Here is a 20,259-nt window from a genome sequence, read left to right as displayed (position 1 = left end):
GTTTCCCATTATGCAAAATCGCAATCTAACTAGTCGTGTCTTCCCGCGTGTGTTGCTGCTCGGACTATGTTTCAGCCCATTCGTGGTATCTGCAAAAACCATTATGATTGTAGGTGACAGCTTAAGTGCAGGTTACGGCATACAACCACAACAAGGTTGGGTTCACTTATTGCAAAAACGTTTAGAACAACAGTATCCGAAACAGCATAAAGTGGTCAATGCAAGTGTCAGTGGCGAAACCACCAGTGGTGCTTTGGCGCGTCTGCCTAAATTGCTGCAGACCCATCGTCCAGACGTTGTAGTCATTGAGTTAGGCGGAAATGATGGCTTGCGTGGACAACCGCCACAAATGATTCAAAAAAATTTAGCGAACTTAATTCAGCATAGCCAAAAAGCCAAAGCGAAAGTGGTGATTTTTGGGATGAAAATGCCGCCAAATTACGGCTCGGCGTATAGCAAAGCATTTGAAAATAACTATAAAGTGGTGAGTCAGCAATATAAAGTCAAATTACTGCCATTTTTTATGGAAGGTATTGCGGGCAATAAGCAATTGATGCAAAAAGATTTAATTCATCCAAATGCCAAAGCTCAGCCTATTTTGCTAAATAATGCTTATCCATATATCAAAGGCGCTTTATAAAGCGCCTTTGAGGAAAATCTAATTGCTGTGCGGTTCGGATTAAAAATCAAAAAAAACCACTTCACCTGTTTCCAGTGAATATTCTGCACCGACTACTTTCAACTGACCTTGTTCAATCAGGTTTTCTAAAACTGCTGAACCATGACGCAATTGATTTACCGATGCAAATACATTGGAACGTACTGCATGCTTAGACAATTTCGCCAAATCATTTTTCAGTTCAGTCTGCATTAAGGTTTCAACTGAAGGGCGAACACGGTTCACAATCGACATTAAATTTGCCGATGGTGGACAGTCTGGGCACATTAAAGTATCAATTGTCGCTTGAATTGCACCACAGTGACTGTGTCCTAAGACAACAACCACAGCACAGTCATAACGCTCTGCCGCAAATTCAACACTACCTACCTGTGATGGCGCAACCACGTTGCCCGCAACACGAATTACAAAAAGATCACCCAATCCTTGGTCAAATACCATTTCTGCAGGAACACGTGAATCTGAACATCCTAAAATAATGGCAAATGGATTTTGGTCTTCTGCCATTTCTGCACGCTGTTGGTGCGACAATTGCTTCGGATGTCTGGTATCACCAGAAACAAAACGTTGGTTTCCTTGTTTAAGACGTTCTAAAGCTTCTTGAGCTGTTAGCATTCTTGATTTACCACCGATCTTTGAAGTTGCGATATTCTAAAGCCAGTTTTTATGAATGTCACTTGCAAAAAAATATGCAGCTGCGCTTTTCTTTATTCATTTTTGTTATAAATTTTTTCACTTTTTATTGAGATAGGTCACATTTTCTACCAATTTCAAAGCTTTGATCAAAAAAGCAAGGGATGACTTTCATTTTTAAACGCCTACAATAGACAGAATACACTTGTGCAATTAGACCTAAGAGCTAGTGCCTATCATTATTGGAGCCTGTTTTGGGTTCGTCAGGGGAAGACGTTTTCATGATGAAATTTATTCGATCACGTTATCTACATACGACTTTATTGGCTTTGGGACTAAGTACATCTTGCCTTGTGCAAAGCGCTGCGCCCAATCCATATACCTTCACAAAAAACAATAACGCCAGTAACAGCAACGCAACTGAACTTAAACTATTACAAAATCATTTTCAGCAACAGCGCAAACAAGCAGGACTAAGCTCTAAAAGCATTCGTGTTGGAGATGTCGTCTGGAGCTATAACGAAGGTGGCTCGCACAGCAAACCCACAATTTTATTGATTCATGGTTTGGCAGGCACACGTGATAATTGGAACCGTGTCGCGCAATTTTTAACCCCACATTATCATGTGATTATTCCAGATTTACCCAATAGCGGTGACACCAAAACTCCAAGCAATTTTGATAATTCAGTTCCGAATGTAACTTCACAACTGCGTCAATTTATTGAAGCAATTGACTGTGAAGAAAACTTACACGTGGCAGGACATTCTTTAGGCGGCTCAATTGCAACCGTGTATGCCTCGCAATATCCTTTTGATACGCAAAGTTTATTTTTACTCAATAGTGCAGGCATTTATAAACTTGCTAATACGCCTTACACCAAAAATCCATTATCTTTAAATGACTTAATTGTGAGCAAACATGGCGATTTAGCCGACGTCGCCAAACAAATCATGCAAAGCCCGCCTGCCATGACCTCACAAATTCAACATGCGCAAGAAGAAGTCCTGATTTCTCGCTCAGAACAAACCCGTAAAGCAATTGAGCAAATTGTCAAACTCAACCGTATTTATACTCCAGACTCATTTGCACGTTTAGCAGGATCAATTGAAGCACCGACCCTGATTTTATGGGGTAAGCAAGATCGCATTATTAATGTTGAAGTGGCGAAGGAATTACAATCTTTACTCAAACGCGCCGAAACACCTGTGATTCTTAATAATGTTGGACACATGCCGTTATTGGAAGCTGAAAAACAAGTCGCACAATATTATTTGCCGTTTCTGGCTAAAACTCAGAACCTAAAAAACCCACTTGCTGATAAACTGATTCCTCTAAATTAATTATTATATAAAACCTTCATGCAGAAACATTCCATCATTGAGCAACTAATTGAAGCTCAGCTTGATTTTTTAGATCAAGAATTTAACCAAAGTGAAATGGTACAAACTGAATTTATGCAGTTTTACCAATGGTTTCGCAAACAAAGCTTACAAGATTTATGGACATCTGAAGCCATTCATCAACTGATTCAACATCAAATTTTAAATACACCTGCCAGTTCATTTTTAGTGGAACAAATTGCTGAGCATATTCGTTTTGCACTGGTACACCCTGTTAATGACAGCAGTAAAATTGCCGATGTGATACCTGTGCTGACCATCGACAAAATTGCACAATATGTTGCAAGTAAAAGTGGACATCGTCAGCGTTTGATTAAAGCCGTGGTGAATAATCCTGCCTTTGCCGCCATGATTACCCAACTCATTCAACATTCCATTCAGGATTATATGGATAATTCGGTGATCGCCAAAAGCGTGCCTGGCGTATCGCGTTTTATGAAAATGGGTAAATCGGTTTTGGAAAGCGTTACCGATACCAATTTAGACCAGACCATTCAGCATTATTTGCAAAAAAATGTGCAAAAACTGACGCAAATGAGTGAGTCAGTGCTTAATCAGCATTTTGATGATGAAAAGCTGTATCATTTTCAGGCAAATTTATGGCATAAAATTAAAGATTTACCACTTTCGACCTTAAAAAATTATATCGAGATTCAAGACCTACCCCAAACCGTGAATCTTGGTCATGAAATCTGGGATCATTTACGTCAAAGTGATTACTTAAAACAACAAGTACATGACGGCATTTATGCATGGTATGTCCGCAATCAGGCTCGCCCTTTTGACTTGTTGTTACGTGATTTGAATATTGATGAAGCCTTAGTGCAGCAGCAATTGCAGAACCTACTGTATCCAATTATTCAAAAAATGATTGCAGAGCAATATTTAAGACAACGTGCACGTCACTATTTAGAAAAGTTTTATTATTCTGAAAAAGCACAACAAATTTTAAACCTTCCAACCGATCAACCAAATTAAATTCTAATTTCAGATAAAAAAACAACCTCCTAAAACAGGAGGTTATTTTATTTTCAAATCAGTAACTTATTTAAAATAAGCACCATCTGACTGGCTATGGTCGGTTTGATCCACAACTCGCATTAATTCTGGTACATGCTGCTTCAAAGTAGTTTCAACACCTTGCTTTAAAGTCACATCAATTGCTGAACAGCCTTGGCAACCGCCACCAAATTTCAACACTGCTGTTAAACCATGTTCTTCATCTTCCACAACTTCTACCAAAGCACAATTACCGCCATGCCCTGCTAAGCCCGGGTTAATTTCAGACTGTAAAACATAAGTAATACGTTCTTCTACCGAAGCATCTGGGCCAACACGTGGCACTTTTGAATTCGGTGCACGAAACGTCAACTGACCACCAAAACGGTCTTTGTTGTAATCAATCACAGCATCCAATAAATATGGAATAGACGGTGTGTCAATAAATGCAGGAAAGTCTGGGTATTCCTGTTTGTAATCTGTTGGTACAACTTCATCAGGTGCACTATAAGCCATGCAACATTCAGCACGCGGTGTACCAGGATTTTCCACAAAAACACGTACACCAATACCCGGTGTGTTTTGCTTTGCCAATAAATCCTTCAAATACTCTTGAGCAGTTGGCGTAATCAATAAGTTTGGAATTTCATCTACAACTGCTGTGCTGCTGTTCTCAGTCGACATAACAATAATTTCCTCAAGCTGAAGTGGCTATTTTAACTGAAGATGCGGGGTAATAAAAAAAAATCAACCAAAATTGTCGGATTTATTCACAAAGTTCGACTCAAACTTGGTTTTGATGCATTATTACAGCAGAATTCAATTAAAAGAATAGGCGTTTATGCTCGATTTACCCATTAATCATACCGTAACCCTGATCATCATTACGGTCATTGTCTCGTTGCTGGCATTTTCCAAACAAGAATTGATGAACCGACTGATCTTTTGGCCACCTGCCATGCAACGTGGGCAATATGACCGCTTTATCACGCATGGCTTTGTGCATGCCGATGGTACGCATTTACTGTTCAATATGATCACGCTGTTTTTCTTCGGGAGCATTATTGAAAGCTTTTATCGTCAATATTTGTATGATCTAGGCTTTGTGCTGTTCTATTTAGGTGGCTTAATTGCGGCAATTATTCCAAGTTATTTAAAACACAAAAATGACCATCGCTGGGCCAGTTTAGGTGCTTCAGGAGCGGTATCTGCTGTGCTATTTGCCTATATTTTATTTGAGCCATGGAAGTTGATTTTTGTATTCTTCATTCCAGTTCCTGCTATTATTTTTGCAGTGCTGTACGTGGCATATAGCATTTGGTCAGGTAAACGAGGCAATTCTAATATTAATCACAGTGCGCATTTATGGGGTGCGGCCTATGGTGTGATTGTGACTATTTTAATTGAACCACGCATCTTGCCTCACTTCCTGAATAAACTGGCGCAACTGCCGTTTTAACTTTTAAAACTATAACGACTCGGTACATCTACCACTGAGTCGTTGCTACTTTAAAGAATTTTCAAATCCGTCAATAGACTGCTTTCATAAATCCGCTTAACACCATCATTTATTGCCTCTCATCTTCAGCCTCTCTCATTGGGAAAAACGACTTTCAATCGTCATTTTATGAACTGCTGATAAGTATTTTTGATTGATGAAAGCATCTGAATGATCCAATACAGCATAAAGCACACAACAAATAACATGCAGTTACTCGACAAGCACTTATACTAAGAATATAAAGACTAAAACTATCAAGCAATCAGGAGTCAGCCATGAAAAAGTTTGCACTTCTAAGCGCCCTGTTACTCAGTCTAGGATTAAGCGCCTGTGCCGTACATACCCCTGAAGGCAGTGTGGTGATTGATCCTGACCGCACGATCTACCCGAAAGGCTATTATCCACACCAACATCCGCATGGTGATGGTGATTTTTGTCCTCCAGGTCAGGCGAAAAAAGGACGTTGTTAAGCTGTTGGTCTGAGTGAATAAAACATTGTTGATACAGCATCAGACTCATTTATGATTCGAACCTAGACATTTAAACACTAACCTTTAAATCTCAACAACATTTCATTCACATTAAAAATCTTTACACTTCGTGAAGGTTTTTTTATTCAAATTTCACTCAATTTTGGTAGTTTTTGCTACCCCATATCGCAACTTGGCATAGATAATGTATACATCTGTATATTAATTTCAATTTAGTTTGCGAGTTTTTGCATGTCCACTTCTTACGATGGCTTACAGTTTCCAATTCATCCAGAAAATCATAAACCCAGCACCTCAAGCACGGGCAAACAAATTATTGCCGAAGCCTTAGCCACAGTCGATCATCAAAGCTCAGTCGATGCTTTGGCAGAAAAAAACTGGCGTAAACACTATCCAAAATACTTTAAAGCCCTCGTGACCAATGGTATTCGTGAACAAGCTAACGCAATTCAAATTGCAGAAGATGGTTTAAGAAAAGCGCATCAAAGTTTTGAGTTTTATCGTCATGAGCAAAAATATGTGCTGAAAGATGTCATGCTCTTGCCTACTGAAACTTTACATACCTTTAAATTACAAGGCAGCAGCCAAGCAGCACCCGAATGGTATGTGCCGTATCGTGGGCAAAAGTTACAAGGTCAAGCTCTACTAGATCAAATTGCAATTTGGCTAGCAGCAGGCATTATTGAACCAAGTCATGCCGAAGCGTTAAATGCTGCAATGGCGCATCCTGAATGGTTTGATTTGTCTGACCGTAACATGGTGCTATTTGGTGCAGCTTCAGAAGCAGGGCCACTCACATGGTTAGCCAAATGGAAAGCCAATATTATTGCAGTCGATTTACCAAATAGCCGTGTGTGGAATAAAATTTTAAGCACTGTGCAACAAGGCAATGCCACCTTATATGCACCCAGTACAACACAACTCGCGGCAGATACCCCACTTGATATTTTAACAGAACAGTTGGGTGCAAATCTACTGACACAAACCCCAGAAATTGCACAATGGTTAGCTCAAAAACCTGAAACGCTAGATTTAGCAGCCATTGCCTATTTAGATGGTGAAAAACACGTGCGTGTTGCGATGGCGATGGATGCCATTATGCAATATGTCAGCGAACACAAAGCTGATAGCAGCCTTATGTTTATGTGTACCCCAACCGATGTTTATGCCGTTCCTGAAGAAGTGATTAGCGCATCGGCAGAGAAGTTTCAGCAGCGTTCACAAGGGCAAAAGCTACTCACCAAAAGTATTGAAACCATTTCACGCAGTCATTTCTTCCAAAAGAATCTGCATAATTTAATTGCTTCAGACAATGGTCAACATTATGGTATTGCCGACTGTTTGGTGGTTGAACAAGGGCCAAACTATGCTTTAGCAAAACGCATCCAGCAATGGCGTGCAATTTTAGCGCGTCATCAAGGACAGCATGTCAGCATCAATATTGCACCTTCGACCACCACACACTCTGTGACCAAAAATCCATTACTCAAAGCAGCATTTAGTGGCGCAAGTTTGTTTGATGTTGAAGCATTTAGTCCTGAAACCACCAATGCGATTATGGCGGCATTGTGGATTCATGACTTACGCAATCCAAACTCGGCAGCCAATCCTGAAGTGAAACTTGAGCATCCGCTCGAATTGATGATGGAAGGTGCGAACCATGGTGGATTGTGGCGCGTGGCGTATTTGGCACGAACGGCCCTACCTTTCGCTGCGCTCTATGGCTTTGCTGCAGATAAATTACCGCTGGACAAAGTCATCCAAAAATTTAAAAAGTAATGTAAACCGCTAATCTATCTATTCAAAAACTTGCCTGCAAATATTTCTCTAGACTGATCTGCAGGTATAAAAAAAGCGCTGTATCATCACAGCGCTTTTTTCAACCACTCAAAAAAGTTGAGAATGGATTAAAACACTTTTAAGAACAACCAGAACAAGCTACCCGATAAACAAATTGTCGCAGGTAAAGTGAAAATCCAAGCCGAAAGAATTGTACGCACCATTTGGAAATTCAGACCCGATTTATTTGCCACCATGGTACCTGCCACCGCACTGTTCAGTACGTGTGTAGTTGAAACTGGCATCCCCAAACCATCTGCAGCAGCAATAGTTGACATGGCCACAAGCTCGGCAGACATACCTTGACCATAAGTCATGTGCTGCTTACCGATACGTTCACCAACAGTCACCACAATACGTTTCCAGCCGACCATCGTACCCAAGCCTAGTGCTAAGGCAACGGCAACTTTGACCCAAGTTGGAATGTATTGTAAGAATGAATCTAAATGGCTGCGGTAGCTTTTAACCACTTTTTTCTGTTCTTCCGACATTTCAGGCAAGGCATTGGCTTTGTCTAAACGCTTGAATGAAGTCGTGCTTAAATACATATCATTACGCATTTCTGCTACTTCAGCTTCAGGCACATCTTTCAAGTTGCCATATTGACCCACACGCTCACCCAAATGATCCGTTAAGCTTGCCAAAGCAGGCACGACTTCAGGAGTAATTTCTTTGGTCTGAATATAACTAGTAATAATCTGACGCGCTTTTTCATCTGGCATATCGGCATGTTGTGGATAAATCACATCAGCCGTTTGCGTTGAAAGCTGCTGGAACGATTGAATGTGGTTTTGGCCTAACTCTTTATTTAATGAGTACGCCAACGGCACAATCCCGATCAAAATCAACATGATTAAACCCATGCCTTTTTGACCATCGTTTGAACCATGCGCAAAACTTACCCCAGTACAAGTAAAAATTAGAATGGCACGAATCAGAGGTGGTGGTGGCTTATTGCCTTCAGGCGGCTGGAACAACTCCATTTGTTTCTTGAAGATTTTTTTCACCAAGAAGAACAAAATCGCAGCAAAAGCAAAACCAATCAGTGGCGAGAACAATAAAGCCTTGCCCACTTTCATGACTTGTTCCATATCTACACCACTTGCACCCGCACCTGAGTTAATCAAGTAGTTCATAATCCCCACACCTAAAATCGAACCGATTAAAGTGTGCGAACTTGAAGCAGGAATACCGAAGTACCACGTTCCCAAGTTCCAGACAATCGCGGCAATCAACATGGCAAAAACCATGGCAAAGCCTGCGCCTGAACCGACATTCATAATTAGTTCGACTGGAAGCAAGGCGATAATACCGTAGGCAACTGCCCCACTGGCCACCATAACCCCAAGGAAGTTACAGAACCCTGCCCACATTACTGCCACAGGTGCAGACAGGGCATTGGTATAAATAACCGTTGCCACTGCGTTAGCTGTGTCGTGGAAACCATTCACAAATTCAAAGCCTAAGGCGATGAATAAAGCGGTCGCCAATAAAATCACCGAGTACATGCTTAGCGCAGGCACGTGGGATAAGTCCGCAGACAATTGGAAACCAATATAAATAAGGGTAGAAACGATGATCGTTAAAAACACCGGCATAAAAAATTTCGGTGTAGGCACATGAACATTGGTCGATTTAGTGGTCGACTTGTGTGCTGAATCTACAGGAGTTGGATTAGAATTCATGCAAGCAGAAAAGAGGATTTAAAATCCCCTTATTGTTCAATTAAATTGTGACAATTATATGACAAAGAGCTGCTATATAAAGCAACTTTCATACTTTATTTTCACACTTTAAGCTGTTTTTTTTGTGCATAAAATTAAAATTAACATTTAAATTTAAACACTTAGAATAAATAAACCTACTTTTCTTATGCCATTCTCTCTAATTTAGATTGTTACACCTTTGTCATATTTGCCTAAAATTTCAGACAAAATTTACCGTGAGCCAATTTTGCCTGAGCAATATGACAAAGCGATGACGCATCAAAGTAAAATCAAAATTAGAATGTTCCTCATCACAACTTTTATTTAGGTTCAAAAGCTACAGCAAAATCCTAAAAATACTGCTTTATGCACTATTTTTACGACTTCCACTCTCTCTGGTCGCTTCAAGTGCACGAAAGCCGTGCGAACTCTGCTAAAATAGCGCTCATTTCGGATTCAGTCATAAAGGGTTTTTTATGTCCACGCTTACCACCCTGAAAGCGCTTCTTGCCCAAAGAATTTTAATTATCGATGGTGCTATGGGTACTATGATTCAACGCCATCAATTGGAAGAAGCCGATTATCGTGGTGAGCGTTTTGCAGATTGGGCACATGACCTCAAAGGCAACAATGATTTATTGGTACTGACCCAACCGCACATTATTCAGGGTATTCACGAAGCCTACTTAGATGCGGGTGCAGACATTATTGAAACCAACAGCTTTAACGGCACACGCGTTTCTATGTCTGACTATCACATGGAAGATTTGGTTCCAGAAATTAACCGCGAAGCAGCGCGTTTAGCCAAAGCTGCCTGTGAAAAATATTCAACACCAGACAAACCACGTTTTGTGGCAGGTGTACTTGGGCCAACATCGCGTACCTGTTCAATTTCACCAAATGTAAACGACCCTGCATTTCGTAACATTAGCTTTGATGCACTCAAAGAAAACTATATTGAAGCTGCGCATGCCTTAATTGAAGGTGGTGCAGATATCCTGCTCATTGAAACTGTATTTGACACCTTAAACTGTAAAGCTGCGATTTTTGCGGTCAAAGAAGTGTTTAAACAGCTCGGGCGTGAATTGCCGTTGATGATTTCAGGTACCATTACCGATGCTTCAGGACGTACCTTAACGGGTCAAACTGCAGAAGCTTTCTGGAACTCGGTACGTCATGGCGATTTACTTTCAATTGGTTTTAACTGTGCTTTGGGCGCAGATGCCATGCGTCCACACGTTAAAACCGTTTCAGACGTTGCCGATGTGTTTGTTTCTGCACACCCGAACGCAGGCTTGCCAAATGCATTTGGTGGTTATGATGAAACGCCTGAAGAAACCGCAGCTTTCCTCAAAGAATTTGCTGAAAGCGGCTTGATCAATATTACAGGCGGTTGCTGTGGTACAACGCCTGATCATATCCGCGCGATTTACAATGCGGTAAAAGACATTCCACCGCGTAAAATTCCAGAGATTAAACCTGCATGCCGTTTAAGTGGTTTAGAACCATTTAACATTTATGATGATTCATTATTTGTGAACGTGGGTGAGCGTACCAACGTCACAGGTTCTAAAAAATTCCTGCGTTTAATTCGTGAAGAAAACTTTGCCGAAGCCTTAGATGTTGCTCGTCAACAGGTAGAAAGCGGTGCGCAAATCATCGACATCAACATGGATGAAGGCATGCTCGATTCAGAAGGTGCGATGGTGCACTTCCTGAACTTGGTGGCATCTGAGCCTGATATTTCTCGCGTACCTATCATGATTGACTCCTCTAAATGGGAAATCATTGAAGCAGGCTTGAAATGCGTACAAGGTAAAGCCATTGTCAACTCTATTTCCTTAAAAGAAGGTTATGACGAGTTTGTCGAAAAAGCCCGCCTCTGCCGCCAATACGGCGCAGCTGTCATTGTTATGGCCTTTGACGAAGTCGGACAAGCCGACACAGCAGCACGTAAACGTGAAATTTGTAAACGCTCTTATGATGTGTTGGTCAATGATGTTGGCTTCCCTGCCGAAGACATTATTTTTGACCCGAACGTGTTTGCAGTTGCGACAGGTATTGAAGAACACAACAACTACGCTGTTGATTTCATTGAAGCCACAGGCTGGATTAAACAAAACCTGCCGCATGCCATGATTTCAGGCGGTGTATCGAACGTATCTTTCTCATTCCGTGGTAACGAACCTGTACGTGAAGCCATTCACGCGGTATTCCTATATCACGCTATTCAGCAAGGCATGACCATGGGGATTGTCAACGCAGGTCAGTTGGCAATTTACGATGACATCCCGAAAGAACTGAAAGAAGCAGTTGAAGCCGTTATTCTGAACCAGAACCAAGGTGAAAGCGGTCAGGATGCCACAGAAAAACTGCTAGAAGTGGCAGAAAAATATCGTGGTCAATCAGGCGCACAAAAAGCCGAAGAAAACTTAGAATGGCGTAGTGAATCTGTCGAAAAACGTCTTGAGTACGCTTTAGTTAAAGGCATCACCACCTTTATTAATGAAGACACCGAAGAAGCGCGCCTGAAAGCCAAACGTCCATTAGATGTGATTGAAGGCCCGTTGATGGATGGCATGAACGTGGTCGGTGACTTGTTTGGTGCAGGTAAAATGTTCCTGCCACAAGTGGTGAAATCTGCCCGTGTGATGAAACAAGCCGTTGCATGGCTCAACCCGTACATCGAAGCTGAAAAAACCGAAGGTCAGTCTAAAGGTAAAGTCTTGATGGCAACGGTAAAAGGTGACGTTCACGACATTGGTAAAAATATTGTGGGCGTAGTCTTGGGCTGTAATGGATACGATATTGTCGATCTCGGTGTGATGGTACCTGCAGAAAAAATCCTGCAAACTGCCATTGACGAAAAAGTCGATATCATTGGCTTGTCTGGTCTGATTACCCCATCTTTAGATGAAATGGTTTTTGTTGCCAAAGAAATGCAGCGTAAAGGCTTTAACATTCCATTGTTGATTGGTGGCGCTACCACATCTAAAGCACATACTGCGGTTAAAATTGATCCACAGTTCTCAAATGATGCAGTGATTTATGTTGCCGATGCTTCGCGTGCCGTTGGTGTTGCGACAACCTTACTCTCCCCTGAAATGAAACCTGCTTTTGTTGCAGAGCATCGTGCCGAATACGCTAAAATTCGTGAACGTATTGCCAATAAGCAACCAAAAGCTGCGAAATTGTCGTATGCAGAAGCCATCGACAATGGTTTAAAAATTGATTGGGACAACTACACGCCTGCAGTACCAAAATTAATTGGTACACAAGTGCTGACCAATTACCCGCTTGAAACCTTGTTGCCATACTTTGACTGGACACCATTCTTTATTTCTTGGAGTTTGGCGGGCAAATTCCCGAAAATTCTGGAAGATGAAGTGGTGGGCGAAGCTGCAACCGACTTATATAACCAAGCGCAAGCCATGCTCAAAGATATTATTGCAAATAATCGCTTTGATGCACGTGCAGTCTTTGGGATTTACCCTGCCAACCGTTCTGCGGCAGATTCAGTACAAGTATATGATGCAGCACGTAATCAAGTAACGCATACCTTCCATCATATTCGTCAACAGTCAGACAAAGTCACAGGTAAACCAAACTTGTCTTTGGCAGACTTTGTCGCAACTACAGAGCAAGGGCAAGATTACTTGGGCGGCTTTACCGTGTCGATTTTTGGTGCGGAAGAAATGGCCAATGAGTTTAAAGCCAAAGGCGATGACTATTCTGCCATTTTGGTGCAGTCTTTGGGTGACCGTTTTGCAGAAGCATTTGCAGAGCATTTGCATGAGCGTATTCGTAAAGAATTCTGGGGCTATCAGCCGAATGAGCAGCTAAGCAATGAAGAGCTGATTAAAGAGAAATATGTAGGGATTCGTCCTGCACCGGGCTATCCTGCGTGCCCTGAGCACTCTGAAAAAGCCACACTGTTTAACTGGTTAGGTTCGACTGAAAAGATTGGCACACAGCTTACGAGCAGCTTTGCAATGTGGCCGCCTTCATCTGTGAGCGGCTTCTACTATGCCAACCCTGCTTCTGAGTACTTTAACGCGGGTAAAATCTCGTTAGATCAGCTTGAAGATTATGCACAGCGTAAAGGCTGGAGTTTAGATGAAGCGAAGCGTTGGTTAGCTCCAAACTTGGATGATTCGATTAATTAAGTGCATTGCGCTGCATGGGTGGTTCATCTGCCCATGCGCTATATAATGTCATTTCAAAAGCCAGTGAATTGTAAAATTCACTGGCTTTTTGTTAAAACGAAGATTTAGCTAAATTGCATTGAATTAATATCAGGTACAAAAATTTGCTTCAAAGAGACTGTAAATTAAATTGTATAACTTAGGGGGGAGATCTATCTCCGAAGCCTTTATGCAACAAGGCAAATTAGAACTATAATAGACCTTGTATCTCTTGCAAAAATCATTTTTTAATCAATTCCATGTTGTAAATTGCAGCAATCAAATTAAGGCGTAAACCCATGCGTTTACGCCGATTGCGATAACGTTCAGCAAGAATTCCAAAGGTCTTTAATTTACCATTTACGTGCTCAATTCGGATACGTCGTTTTCCAATTTCACGATTGATTTGCTTATGTAACAGCGTCAATGGCTTATTTTTGCTTGATTTAAAGGGAGTAAGGCAGTTCACTCCTAGTCGATTCAAACCTTGATAGCCTTTATCTACAAGCAACAATGCCTTGAATTTTTGTTTTTTATGCTGTTTTTTGAATAATTGAAAATCATGCACACTGCCTTGTGCAATGGCTGTTGATATAATCTGACCAGTTTTGTAGTGAATCGTCAGCTGAGCTTTGATCGTATGACGCTTTTTCTTGCCGCTATAGTACTTTTTCTGTTTTTTTTGGACGTTCTATCGTCATTTCGGTGGCATCAATCACGATAACCTCCCAATCTACACCTTCGCCTTGTGGTAACTTTTTAGGTAAATGAAATTTATCGGATTTTATTAAAAAGGTTTTCAATCTTTTGAATAATACGTGAAGCACTTGACTCATGGATACCATAGGTCATCGCAACATGGAAAAGTGTGCGATATTCACGCCAATAGCTTAAGGTCATCAATAGCTGATCTTCAAGCGAAAGGATTGAGGGTCTTCCTCGTCGACTATCACTTTGAGCGGCGCTCAATACTTCAAGCATTTCTGCAAAAGTTGAAGGTTGTATTCCGACAAGTCGTTTAAACTGCTGGCTTGGCAGTGTTTTTACTTTTGAGTAGTTCATGCAACAATGATAACCGAATATGGCTTATTGATCGGTACGAAAAATAATCACTAAATTGGTCGTTTTTTGATTTATGCAAGAGATCTATTCATATAAGTTGTAATCAACTCAATCCTCTTCGATCTAGCCTCATTAACCCTCTGATAGCTATCAAAAACACCACATGATTTATATATTTTAGAGTGGCTAAGCTGATATTTAGTTACCTGATAAGTAAAAAAATCTGACAAAAAAACAAAGGTCAAAATTATAATACCAAAAACTATATACCTTTTTTCCATAAACCTACCTTATTGATTTAAATCCTTATTGATTTTTAGAACTTTATTTCCAGTTCGAATAGCTTCCAATATCAGCCCTGTAAGAGGAGGTTGAGGGGTAAAATCAAAGACAAAAAAATAAGCCCTTGTAAAAACAAGGGCTTATCTTAAAATTTGGCGGAAGCGGTGAGATTCGAACTCACGGAGGACTCACACCCTCGTCGGTTTTCAAGACCGGTGCATTAAACCGCTCTGCCACGCTTCCAATGGCGGCTATCATATAAAGAAAAATTCAGCTTGGCAAATATTTTCTAAAAATTATGATCCAAATGTTCAAAATAAAATCAAAAATCAGTCATTTTCTGCAATTTCAGGCTTTTCATAGCGTATCGAATTAATAAACCAGCTCTTTTTGCCCAGCGGTGTCTGCACTTCCACCTCATCATCCACCTGTTTAGACAACAAAGCCCGAGCCATAGGTGAATCAATCGAAATATGTTGTGGATGATGATCATAAATTTCATCCACGCCCACAATTCTCAAGGTCTTTTGCTCGCCTTGTTCATTTTCAATTTCGACCCATCCGCCAAAATATACTTTACCCTCTTGTTCAGGTGCAAAATCGACAATGCGCAACTCTTCCAAACGCTTGCCCAAATAACGTACCCGACGGTCAATTTTACGCAAAAGCTGTTTGTTATATTGGTAATCTGCGTTTTCAGAGCGATCGCCGAGACTTGCCGCCCAGTTTACTTTTTTGGTGATTTCAGGGCGTTCTTCATGCCACAAATGCTGTAACTCTGCCACGAGTTTATCGTGTCCAGAACGTGTAATTAAGTTAGATTTCATGGTGTTTTTGCAGCCGGTTTTTTACATTTGGTTAACATCAATCCTATATTTTATTGCATTTTTATACACAATAAAAATTTATAAAATTTATTTCTCAATGAAATGAATATCTTATGTTACATTTTTCAAAAAATTTATGTACAAAATTTGACATCCAAAATTTTCATCTTTATTATTCGCACATCTTTTAGTTTTGATCACTTTTTAACCTGTGTATAAATTTTACACATTTTCCCTTTAATCCCAAGTCATTTTGAATGACGTCATGACTGCCCAACCCTTATTGAATTTATCAAACTTGAAAAAGTTTAAGGTGTGTTGCCTTTGCTTTTTAGGGCATAAATTACTTGTAGCGGAGCCAACATGCACAGTAGTTCAACGTCTGGGTCTAGGCTTAGCCTTCACTCATTTTTTAATCGCCTCCCATTCAAAGTCCTCGCTTTCAGTACTGTTCTTCTCCCATTCCACAGTATTAACGCAGGCAAAGCCGTTCATCAATTTGACAGCGTCGTCAATCAGAACAAATTGACCGTTGTGTCTGTGGAAAATCCAACCACAGTGTTTAAAGATGGACAACATTTACATGGCTTTGGTTATGACCTTGTGCGTAACTATGCCGACAGCATGAATGTGAAACTCGAATTTAAAACGGTAAGCGACAATGCGACCGCTTTAAAATGGGTGTCTTCTGGTAAAGCGAACTTTGCCATGACCACGTCGAGTATCCAAAGCATCGAAAAGCAGCAACTCACGGCATTTTCTGCCAGTTGTGGCGATTTAAATACTTTAAAGCGTAATGGTTTAAATAGTGAGCTGAACTGGGTGTTTAAACACGCAGATGATCCTCTTAGCCAAACCGCAAGCAACTTTGTTTGTCGTGGCAAGCAAAACGGCTCAATTACCCAATTGGCTTCATTTTATAATCGTAATGTGGTCAAACAAGAATCGTGGGATGTGATCCAGCGGGATTTGCGTAATCGTTTACCTTTATATAAGGCCAACTTTAAAAAGACTGCCACGCAGTACGATTTAGACTGGCATCTTTTGGCGGCAATTGGTTATCAGGAATCTTACCTCAAACCCAACTCGGTTTCGCCAACAGGTGTGCGCGGTATTATGATGCTGACCAATAATACAGCCAAAGCGATGGGCGTAAGCAACCGTACCGATCCTGCTCAAAGTATTCAGGGTGGAGCCAAGTATTATGACCAAATGCTAAACCGCTATGATCATATTCCGTTCCCTGATCGTAACTGGTATGCACTAGTGGCTTATAACATGGGCCCAGGCGCAGTCAGTCAGATTCAGAAGCGAATTCGTGCGCAAGGTAAAAACCCGAACAATTGGGTTAACCTATATGCGTATTTAGACCGTAACAAAGCGAGCAACGGTCGTTATCGTCAAGCAGTGCAATATGTGACTCGTATTCGCGCCTACCTTGAGCATATTAAGACCACACCGCAATTGGTGAATATCTAAAATTTACCTCGCGTGATTGAGTTGCAGTGTATATCAGCTGCAATTCAAACATGAATAATGCGCTGTTAAAGCTGCAGTGCATAAAAAAGCCTAGTTGATACTTCAGCTAGGCTTTTTTGTACTATAGCGGGAAATTCGCCTGCTACAGCGTAAATCGCTTGAATTAAGCAGATTGCTCAAGAATCTTCTTAAATAAGTCTTTTTGTTCTTGGCTTGGTTTTGCAGTTTGTAATGCCATTAATTGTGACATATCGCCCTGTACTTTGATTTTACCTGTCATAAAGGCTTGCATAGCAGCCGCCATGTCAAACTCTAGGAATACTTTACGTAAAGTTTCCGCATCCATATTTAATGTTGTTTTTGCGTTGTCCGCCAAACCTTTTTGGATTTTACCGCCATCTAAAGACAATTCTGTGTTGCCTGCAGCATCAGTCACCACTAAGTTAATTGCCAGATTTGCAAGTGCTGGAGGTAGGTTTAAATCACCAGCTTGAGCCGTTAAATTTTCTACAGTTGCAAACCAATCATCAGTTAAAAAAGCAGGCATGATTTTTCCTCAATATATTTGTGCATGTGTGTTGTCTATCCAGACACCATCATTATTAAGCTGTTTTGCTTGCTGATTGTTATAGCATGAACCTTTCGTGAAAGGCTAAGAAATTTTGTACGGGACGTTCAGTTTTTGTATTTTTAGTCGAAATGACGACTTTCTCAAATAAATCAAATTCATAAAAAAACACCAAGCTCTGGCTTGGTGTTGATTACATTTTAAAGGGATTGACAGGCTGTTATCGCTTAGTCTGCAGCGTAGCCTAAATTGACCATATTGATGCGTTTGTTTTGCTCTGCTGCGTTTTGTTCGGCCTGATCGGCAAAATCAAATACGCGCTGGCTGTCTAACGCTTCAAAGTCGAATAATTCACGGTCTGCCAACTGCGATGGCGATACATTCTGTAATGCGCCAAAAATACTGTGCAAACGCTTAGGATGTGCTTTATCCCACTCACGTAACATGTCGTTAATAATGGCACGCTGTAAGTTTTCCTGTGAACCACACAAGTTACACGGAATAATTGGGAATTTACGCATTTCTGCATATTTAATGATGTCTTTTTCTTCCACATAAGCCAGTGGACGAATCAGCATATTTTTCTTGTCTGATGACAACAACTTCGGTGGCATGGCTTTTAAGCTACCGCCATGGAACAAGTTTAAGAAAAAAGTCGCCAAAATATCATCACGGTGATGCCCAAGCGCCACTTTGGTTGCCCCTATTTCCTGCGCAAAGCCATACAAAGAACCACGACGCAAACGCGAACACACTGCACAGTAAGTTTTACCTTCAGGCGTTAAACGCTTGGTGATGCTATAGGTGTCTTTTTCTAATATGTAATATGGGATGTTATTTTCTTCTAAATAACGCGGCAATACATCTTCAGGGAAGCCTGGTTGCTTTTGGTCTAAGTTCACAGCCACCACATCAAAATTGATGGGTGCGATGCGCTTGAACTGCAACATAATGTCCAACAAGGTATAACTGTCTTTACCACCAGAAATACACACCATGACTTTATCGCCATCTTCAATCATGTTGAAGTCACGAATCGCATGCCCGACTTGACGACGCAGCTTTTTCAACAAACGATAATACGCAGAGCTGGTTGGAAGTTCTGGTTTGAAATTAAAGCCTTGATCGGACTCAACTGGTGAGAACATAGACGCGATTAACCCATGAAAAAAATTACCGCGCAATTTTAGCCGATTCAGACCAATCCCGCATCAAAAGAATGTAATTTCATCGCAATCTTCCTTTTCGTCAAAGAACTTAATTTCTGACTGCGCGTTCATTTCTGTTTACACACTTTATTTCTATCTGCGCAGATCGTTTTTTTCTGTGGCAAGTTTGAACCCTCAGGTTCACTTTTTCGCCAAGATGCTTATCTTTTGGACTTTTCCACAGTTTTCCACAAAAGCTGTGGATAACTTTGTGGATTTAAAACAACTTGACAACGCCTCTTGCCGTTATTCTAAGGCTTCTCTTTAAATTGATTACTTTTTGATCGATTTTATTTTAATTTAAAATCATACACTTAAGTGTGTCAAGCTGATCCAATTAAAAAAAAATAAATATTTTTTTTGATTACTCTGTCAGCAATTAAGCTTGATTTTTTTCGACACTACTGTAAATGAATTTGTACAAAGCCTTTTCATCTGTGAGATTTTTGTTAAACTCCTATTAACTGTTTGGGGACAGCTTTTAGTGTATTCACAGCATGAACAATAAAATTAATGCCTTTTTACTGTATATTTTGGGGACTGCCAGCATCATGCCTTTGGCAACGACAACGCACGCAGGTCAAATTTATATGTATAAGGACAGCAATGGCAGTACCTTGCTGACTAACCGCAAAAGTGCAGATCGTTCACTGACAAAAGTAAAAGTCACATATTATCCAGACAGCAATATTCACAGTTATCGCAACTGGGGCAATTCCGAAGCGTCGGTATTGCCAAGTTATAGCCGCAATAAAAACGCCTTTGACCACATTATTCAGCAAGCAGCACAACAACACGGTGTTTCAGAAGGTCTAATTAAAGCAGTGATGCATACCGAATCAGGTTTTAATGTCAACGCCCGCTCGCCTGTCGGTGCACAAGGTCTAATGCAGCTCATGCCTGCGACAGCACGACGTTTTAATGTCAGCAACGCTTATGACCCGCATGAAAACATTATGGCGGGTGCAAAATACTTGGCTTGGTTACTCAAACGCTTTAATGGCAACACCACTTTAGCTTTGGCGGGTTATAACGCGGGCGAAGGCAATGTTGCAAAATACGGCGGTGTACCACCTTTTCGTGAAACTCAGGACTATGTACGTCGTGTGACCAGTCGTTATAGCAACCTGTATGCCAACGGTGTTAGTGCAAGTGCTAATAACAATGCGATTACGGCAAATAACAATAGCAATACTCAGAGTCAAAATGCACAAGTGATTGCGCAGTCAGACAATTACACTGCCAGTAATCATCAAGTGGCGGCAAACAAACGCCCACAACGTCAAATTATTATGGCCGCCGATGGTCGCTTTACCGATGCACCTGCAGGTTCATACGCGACAGGGAATGCCACGGCTTCGGCACGTATTTTTATTTCAGAATAAAAGCTGCAGCACT

The 20,259-nt window shown here is 40.9% G+C and carries 15 protein-coding genes, 1 tRNA gene and 1 pseudogene; 9 read left to right on the top strand and 8 right to left on the bottom strand.

Features of this window, described 5'->3' with window-relative positions; genetic code table 11:
- Window positions 1–10: 10 nt before the first annotated feature.
- A complete protein-coding gene (locus FTU58_RS00545) occupies window positions 11–640 on the top strand; it encodes an arylesterase (protein ID WP_004972029.1) in 630 nt (209 codons plus the stop codon).
- A gap of 39 nt (window positions 641–679) precedes the next feature.
- Here the strand turns inward: FTU58_RS00545 and FTU58_RS00540 are convergent, their stop codons facing one another.
- Entirely contained in the window at window positions 680–1,294 is a 615-nt protein-coding gene (locus FTU58_RS00540; RefSeq protein ID WP_004972031.1) for a carbonic anhydrase, read from the bottom strand.
- A 299-nt stretch (window positions 1,295–1,593) separates the two neighbouring features.
- Here FTU58_RS00540 and FTU58_RS00535 point away from each other — a divergent pair, with 299 nt between their 5' ends.
- The gene (locus tag FTU58_RS00535) at window positions 1,594–2,655 is read left to right on the top strand and encodes an alpha/beta fold hydrolase (RefSeq protein WP_026438298.1); all 1,062 of its coding nucleotides are present in this window, start codon (window positions 1,594–1,596) and stop codon (window positions 2,653–2,655) included.
- An 18-nt stretch (window positions 2,656–2,673) separates the two neighbouring features.
- The gene (locus tag FTU58_RS00530; RefSeq protein WP_180061920.1) at window positions 2,674–3,693 is read left to right on the top strand and encodes a hypothetical protein; all 1,020 of its coding nucleotides are present in this window, start codon (window positions 2,674–2,676) and stop codon (window positions 3,691–3,693) included.
- Window positions 3,694–3,759: 66 nt separating this feature from the next.
- Here FTU58_RS00530 and nfuA read toward each other — a convergent pair whose 3' ends face one another.
- Window positions 3,760–4,398, bottom strand: coding sequence for a Fe-S biogenesis protein NfuA (gene nfuA, locus FTU58_RS00525; RefSeq protein WP_168418699.1), 639 nt, complete (start codon window positions 4,396–4,398; stop codon window positions 3,760–3,762).
- Window positions 4,399–4,555: 157 nt separating this feature from the next.
- Between nfuA and FTU58_RS00520 the strand changes: the two genes are divergently transcribed.
- The 3 genes from FTU58_RS00520 (at window position 4,556) to FTU58_RS00510 (ending at window position 7,485) form a co-directional block, all read left to right on the top strand.
- Window positions 4,556–5,173, top strand: a complete 618-nt coding sequence (locus tag FTU58_RS00520) for a rhomboid family intramembrane serine protease (RefSeq protein ID WP_180061919.1) — start codon at window positions 4,556–4,558, stop codon at window positions 5,171–5,173.
- A gap of 317 nt (window positions 5,174–5,490) precedes the next feature.
- A complete protein-coding gene (locus FTU58_RS00515) occupies window positions 5,491–5,685 on the top strand; it encodes a hypothetical protein (protein ID WP_004972042.1) in 195 nt (64 codons plus the stop codon).
- 252 nt (window positions 5,686–5,937) lie between these two features.
- On the top strand, window positions 5,938–7,485 hold the full coding sequence (locus FTU58_RS00510) for a hypothetical protein (protein ID WP_004972044.1): 1,548 nt from the start codon (window positions 5,938–5,940) through the stop codon (window positions 7,483–7,485).
- Between the two features lie 128 nt (window positions 7,486–7,613).
- On the opposite strand, the gene FTU58_RS00505 is transcribed toward FTU58_RS00510, so the two are convergent.
- Window positions 7,614–9,230, bottom strand: a complete 1,617-nt coding sequence (locus tag FTU58_RS00505) for an inorganic phosphate transporter (RefSeq protein ID WP_136144404.1) — start codon at window positions 9,228–9,230, stop codon at window positions 7,614–7,616.
- Window positions 9,231–9,727: 497 nt separating this feature from the next.
- On the opposite strand from FTU58_RS00505, the gene metH reads away from it, so the two are divergent.
- A complete protein-coding gene (gene metH, locus FTU58_RS00500) occupies window positions 9,728–13,417 on the top strand; it encodes a methionine synthase (protein ID WP_180061918.1) in 3,690 nt (1,229 codons plus the stop codon).
- A gap of 259 nt (window positions 13,418–13,676) precedes the next feature.
- Here the strand turns inward: metH and FTU58_RS00495 are convergent.
- The 3 genes and pseudogenes from FTU58_RS00495 to greB form a co-directional block, all read right to left on the bottom strand.
- Window positions 13,677–14,497, bottom strand: a pseudogene (locus tag FTU58_RS00495) (IS5 family transposase).
- A gap of 435 nt (window positions 14,498–14,932) precedes the next feature.
- Window positions 14,933–15,022 (bottom strand) — tRNA-Ser (locus FTU58_RS00490).
- 86 nt (window positions 15,023–15,108) lie between these two features.
- The gene (gene greB, locus FTU58_RS00485; protein ID WP_180061917.1) at window positions 15,109–15,606 is read right to left on the bottom strand and encodes a transcription elongation factor GreB; all 498 of its coding nucleotides are present in this window, start codon (window positions 15,604–15,606) and stop codon (window positions 15,109–15,111) included.
- A gap of 363 nt (window positions 15,607–15,969) precedes the next feature.
- Between greB and FTU58_RS00480 the strand changes: the two genes are divergently transcribed.
- The gene (locus FTU58_RS00480) at window positions 15,970–17,085 is read left to right on the top strand and encodes a transglycosylase SLT domain-containing protein (RefSeq protein ID WP_180061916.1); all 1,116 of its coding nucleotides are present in this window, start codon (window positions 15,970–15,972) and stop codon (window positions 17,083–17,085) included.
- A gap of 163 nt (window positions 17,086–17,248) precedes the next feature.
- Here FTU58_RS00480 and FTU58_RS00475 read toward each other — a convergent pair whose 3' ends face one another.
- Together FTU58_RS00475 and ttcA are read right to left on the bottom strand one after the other, a co-directional pair.
- Window positions 17,249–17,632 carry an SCP2 sterol-binding domain-containing protein gene (locus tag FTU58_RS00475; protein ID WP_004972111.1) on the bottom strand — a complete coding sequence of 128 codons (384 nt, stop codon included), beginning with the start codon at window positions 17,630–17,632 and terminating at the stop codon, window positions 17,249–17,251.
- A gap of 248 nt (window positions 17,633–17,880) precedes the next feature.
- A complete protein-coding gene (gene ttcA, locus FTU58_RS00470) occupies window positions 17,881–18,801 on the bottom strand; it encodes a tRNA 2-thiocytidine(32) synthetase TtcA (protein WP_104853169.1) in 921 nt (306 codons plus the stop codon).
- 557 nt (window positions 18,802–19,358) lie between these two features.
- On the opposite strand from ttcA, the gene FTU58_RS00465 reads away from it, so the two are divergent.
- Entirely contained in the window at window positions 19,359–20,246 is an 888-nt protein-coding gene (locus FTU58_RS00465; protein WP_096900985.1) for a lytic transglycosylase domain-containing protein, read from the top strand.
- Window positions 20,247–20,259: the final 13 nt, after the last annotated feature.

It is taken from the genome of Acinetobacter sp. YH12120 (assembly GCF_013418795.1).
Lineage (GTDB): Bacteria > Pseudomonadota > Gammaproteobacteria > Pseudomonadales > Moraxellaceae > Acinetobacter > Acinetobacter towneri.
Note: the sequence above shows the minus strand (reverse complement) of the source record. Positions and strands in the feature narration are given on the sequence as shown.

Coding starts and splice junctions, on each gene's coding strand:
- FTU58_RS00545 (WP_004972029.1), top strand. CDS start 11: ATGCAAAATCGCAATCTAACTAGTCGTGTCTTCCCGCGTGTGTTGCTG.
- FTU58_RS00540 (WP_004972031.1), bottom strand. CDS start 1,294: ATGCTAACAGCTCAAGAAGCTTTAGAACGTCTTAAACAAGGAAACCAA.
- FTU58_RS00535 (WP_026438298.1), top strand. CDS start 1,594: ATGATGAAATTTATTCGATCACGTTATCTACATACGACTTTATTGGCT.
- FTU58_RS00530 (WP_180061920.1), top strand. CDS start 2,674: ATGCAGAAACATTCCATCATTGAGCAACTAATTGAAGCTCAGCTTGAT.
- nfuA (WP_168418699.1), bottom strand. CDS start 4,398: ATGTCGACTGAGAACAGCAGCACAGCAGTTGTAGATGAAATTCCAAAC.
- FTU58_RS00520 (WP_180061919.1), top strand. CDS start 4,556: ATGCTCGATTTACCCATTAATCATACCGTAACCCTGATCATCATTACG.
- FTU58_RS00515 (WP_004972042.1), top strand. CDS start 5,491: ATGAAAAAGTTTGCACTTCTAAGCGCCCTGTTACTCAGTCTAGGATTA.
- FTU58_RS00510 (WP_004972044.1), top strand. CDS start 5,938: ATGTCCACTTCTTACGATGGCTTACAGTTTCCAATTCATCCAGAAAAT.
- FTU58_RS00505 (WP_136144404.1), bottom strand. CDS start 9,230: ATGAATTCTAATCCAACTCCTGTAGATTCAGCACACAAGTCGACCACT.
- metH (WP_180061918.1), top strand. CDS start 9,728: ATGTCCACGCTTACCACCCTGAAAGCGCTTCTTGCCCAAAGAATTTTA.
- greB (WP_180061917.1), bottom strand. CDS start 15,606: ATGAAATCTAACTTAATTACACGTTCTGGACACGATAAACTCGTGGCA.
- FTU58_RS00480 (WP_180061916.1), top strand. CDS start 15,970: ATGCACAGTAGTTCAACGTCTGGGTCTAGGCTTAGCCTTCACTCATTT.
- FTU58_RS00475 (WP_004972111.1), bottom strand. CDS start 17,632: ATGCCTGCTTTTTTAACTGATGATTGGTTTGCAACTGTAGAAAATTTA.
- ttcA (WP_104853169.1), bottom strand. CDS start 18,801: ATGTTCTCACCAGTTGAGTCCGATCAAGGCTTTAATTTCAAACCAGAA.
- FTU58_RS00465 (WP_096900985.1), top strand. CDS start 19,359: ATGAACAATAAAATTAATGCCTTTTTACTGTATATTTTGGGGACTGCC.